1 protein-coding gene is annotated in these 3,570 nt (G+C 64.9%); it reads left to right on the top strand.

Translation table 11 applies throughout. From position 1 onward, the window contains the following. Nucleotides 1–419 precede the first annotated feature (419 nt). Nucleotides 420–3,570, top strand: a 3,151-nt coding sequence (locus WBQ44_RS05095) for an indolepyruvate ferredoxin oxidoreductase family protein (protein ID WP_495565650.1), incomplete at its 3' end; no start/stop codon positions are given.

Here is a 3,570-nt window from a genome sequence, read left to right as displayed (position 1 = left end):
CATCTCGCGTTCAACGCCCATTCCGGCAAGAAGATTGAGCCGGGCAGTGCGTCTATGTCCTGGCGCGATGTAGAAGCCTTTCACGTGCGATCCGGCCGACTAAGTTGGAAATGTCGGCAGCAAGTCCAATTCGTACTCAGACGTCACATTCTGTTTGCGTCACGTAGACGAAACAAACGCAGCGACTGCAAGGGCGTTCAAAAACGCTGCGCCGCAATGTGAGACGTTCGGCCAGCGGTTGCGGGTGGTGCCGCCCTGACTTACCGTGAAGCGCATTGTCACTGTCGGGCAAAACCCGAACCGTAGACGGAGGGTCATGCGTGACCGATCAGGCTGAACTCTCGGATACCACTGCGCTTTCCAAAGAAGCTGCTTGTTGCTCCACCGCACCTCACGGAGATGAGCCGACCGCCTACGACATTCGCGATCGCTACCGTCCCGGTACCGGTCCGGCTTTGCTCACCGGTGTTCAAGCTATTGCCCGCCTTCTCGTCGAACAACAGGTCGCAGACGCCGGCAACGGCATTCGAACGGGCACCTTCGTCTCCGGATACCAGGGCAGCCCACTCGCCGGTTTCGATCGGCTGCTCGCAGCAACGCCGGCGCTACGAAACGACCACGATATTCGGCTCGTTCCCGGATTGAACGAAGAGCTCGCCGCAACCTCCGTGTGGGGCAGCCAAACCGAACTGCCCATCGGCTCGCGTTCTCACGACTCCGTCGTCGGCGTCTGGTACGGCAAAGGCCCCGGCCTCGACCGCGCAACGGACGCGCTCCGGCACGGCAACATGTACGGGGCAAACCCCACCGGAGGAGTCGTCCTCCTCGTCGGCGACGATCCCGGCGCCAAATCCTCCTCCATCCCCTGCGTCAGCGAACGCTCCCTCGCCGCCATGAGCGTCCCCACGCTGTACCCACGCAACGCCGCCGAGATTGTCCAATTCGGCATGCACGCCATCGCCCTGTCCCGAGCGTCCGGATGCTTCGTCGCACTCAAAATCATCGCCGACGTCGCCGACGGCCTCTGGACCATCGACGCAGACACAAGCCAGGTCGACATCGCGGTCCCCGAGGTCGAATGGGACGGGAAACCCTGGTCCTACAGCCAACGGTTCTTCATGGCCCCGCCCGACAGCGTGCTCGCCGAGGCCGATCTCCTCGGACCCCGCTGGGCGATGGTCGACGCCTACAACGCAGCCAACGCCATCGACAGCATCGACGTCGCACCTGACGCCGCCCGAGTGGGCATCGTCGCAGCCGGCGGAGCCTACGACTCGATGCGGCAAGCGCTCGTCGACCTGGGTTTGTCCGAAACGGACCTGCACGAGCACGGCATCCGCATCCTGCGCGTCGGCATGATCTACCCGCTGTCGGCCACCCGCGTCGCCGAATTCGCGCGCGGCCTCGAGACGGTCCTCGTCGTCGAAGACAAGGTGCCGTTTCTCGAAACGCAGCTCCGCGACATCCTCTACGGGATGCCGAACGCCCCAGCCGTGTTGGGCAAGAAGGCGTCGGACGGATCCCGCCTCGTCCCCGTCGACGGTGAACTCACCGCCGCGCGCCTGGTCGAGCCCATCCGCATCGCGCTGGCACCGTACGTCTCCCTTCGCCGACCGCTACCGCCGCCGCTCACCCTCACCCCGCTCGACGTCAAACGCACCGCCTACTTCTGCAGCGGATGCCCGCACAACCGATCGACCGCCATCCCCGAAGGATCCATTGCGGGCGGCGGCATCGGCTGCCACACGCTCGTCACCATGTCCAGCCGAACCGACAGCGCCGTCAATGCCCTCACCCAGATGGGCGGAGAAGGCGCACAGTGGATCGGCCAGGCCGAATTCGCGGACGTCCCGCACACCTTTCAGAACATCGGCGACGGAACGTACTTCCACTCCGGTCAGCTCGCGCTCCAGGCGTGCATCGCTGCGGGCGTCAACATCACCTACAAGATCCTGTTCAATTCCGCCGTGGCCATGACCGGCGCGCAGGACGCCGAAGGCGGACTCTCGGTGCCGGCGCTCACCCACAAACTTGCTTCGGAAGGCGTCGCGCGCATCATCGTCTGCGCCGACGAACCCGAGCGTCACACCAAAGGCTCTCTCGCACCCGGCACCACGCTGCTGCATCGCGACAAGTTGGACGAGGCCCAGAAAGAGCTGCGCGACATACCAGGCGTCACCGTCCTCATCTACGACCAACGCTGCGCAGCCGATGCCCGACGCCAACGCAAACGCGGCATTATCCCGGCCCGCAGCACCCGCGTCGTCATCAACGAACTCGTCTGCGAGGGCTGCGGCGACTGCGGCGTCAAGAGCAACTGCCTGTCTGTGCAACCCGTCGACACCGAATTCGGCCGCAAGACGCGCATCGACCAGTCGAGCTGCAACACCGACTACTCCTGCCTCGACGGCGACTGCCCGTCGTTCGTCACCGTCGAAGTACCCGACAACGCGGTTGTTCCCTCCAAGCCGGTCGACGCCAGGCTCGATCCCCCACCAGTTTCCACACCGACGCTCGACCCAATCATCGGCACCCACAACATCTTTCTTGCCGGAGTGGGCGGAACCGGCATCGTCACCGTCAACCAGGTGCTTGCCACCGCCGCGTTGCGGGCAGGCCTCCACGTCGAAGGCCTCGACCAAACGGGATTGAGCCAGAAGGCCGGCCCCGTCACCTCGCACCTGCGCGTCGGTTCGACGACGATCGAGCCCTCCAACCGCATCACCCCGGGCAACGCCGACTGCATCCTCGCCTTCGACCTGCTCGTCGCCGCCGACAGCAAATACATCGGCTTCGGCAACCGCGGCCGAACGGTCACCGCAGCCTCCACGTCCAAGACGCCCACCGGCGACATGGTGTACGACGCCTCCGTCGCCTACCCGGACGAAGCCGTCATGCTCGACCGCCTCGAATCCGCGTCGAAAATCCTCACCTCGATCGACGCGATGAAGGCAGCCAAGGCCGTGCTCGGCAGCACCGAAGCCGCGAACTTCCTTCTCGTGGGCGCTGCGTATCAAGCAGGTGGACTGCCCATTCCGGGTTGGGCCATCGAAGAGGGCATCACCGTCAACGGCGTGGCCGTCGCCGACAACATCGCTGCGTTCCGGTGGGGTCAGGTTGCAGTCGCCGACCCCGACGCGTTCGCCGACGCCATTGCCCAGAAGGTGTTTCCCACCCACACCGAAGCACCGGCGTCGATGTTCGCCGGTTCGCCCCTGTCCGGCTCTGTTCTGGACCTCGTCCGTCGCAGAGCGGGAGAGCTCATCGCATTCCAGAACGCCCGCGTGGCGAAGCGATACGTCTCGGCCGTCGAAGATGTCTGGCGCGCAGAGCGACCGGTGACAGCGCAGACCGAGTTCTCCGAATCCGTTGCCCGCGGACTGTTCAAACTCACCGCTTACAAGGACGAGTACGAGGTCGCGCGCATGCTCACCGACCCGCAGTTCATCGAACTGGTGCGCGTCGAGGTACCGGGCGCGAAGAACTTGACCTTCAAGCTGCACCCTCCGGCGCTCCGTGCACTGGGCCGCAAGAAGAAGATCGGACTCGGCCCGTCGTCGCGGGTGCCGT

This window comes from Rhodococcus sp. (in: high G+C Gram-positive bacteria) (assembly GCF_049591685.1).
In the GTDB taxonomy this organism is placed as follows: domain Bacteria; phylum Actinomycetota; class Actinomycetes; order Mycobacteriales; family Mycobacteriaceae; genus Rhodococcoides.
This window is presented reverse-complemented; position numbering and strand designations above follow the sequence as displayed.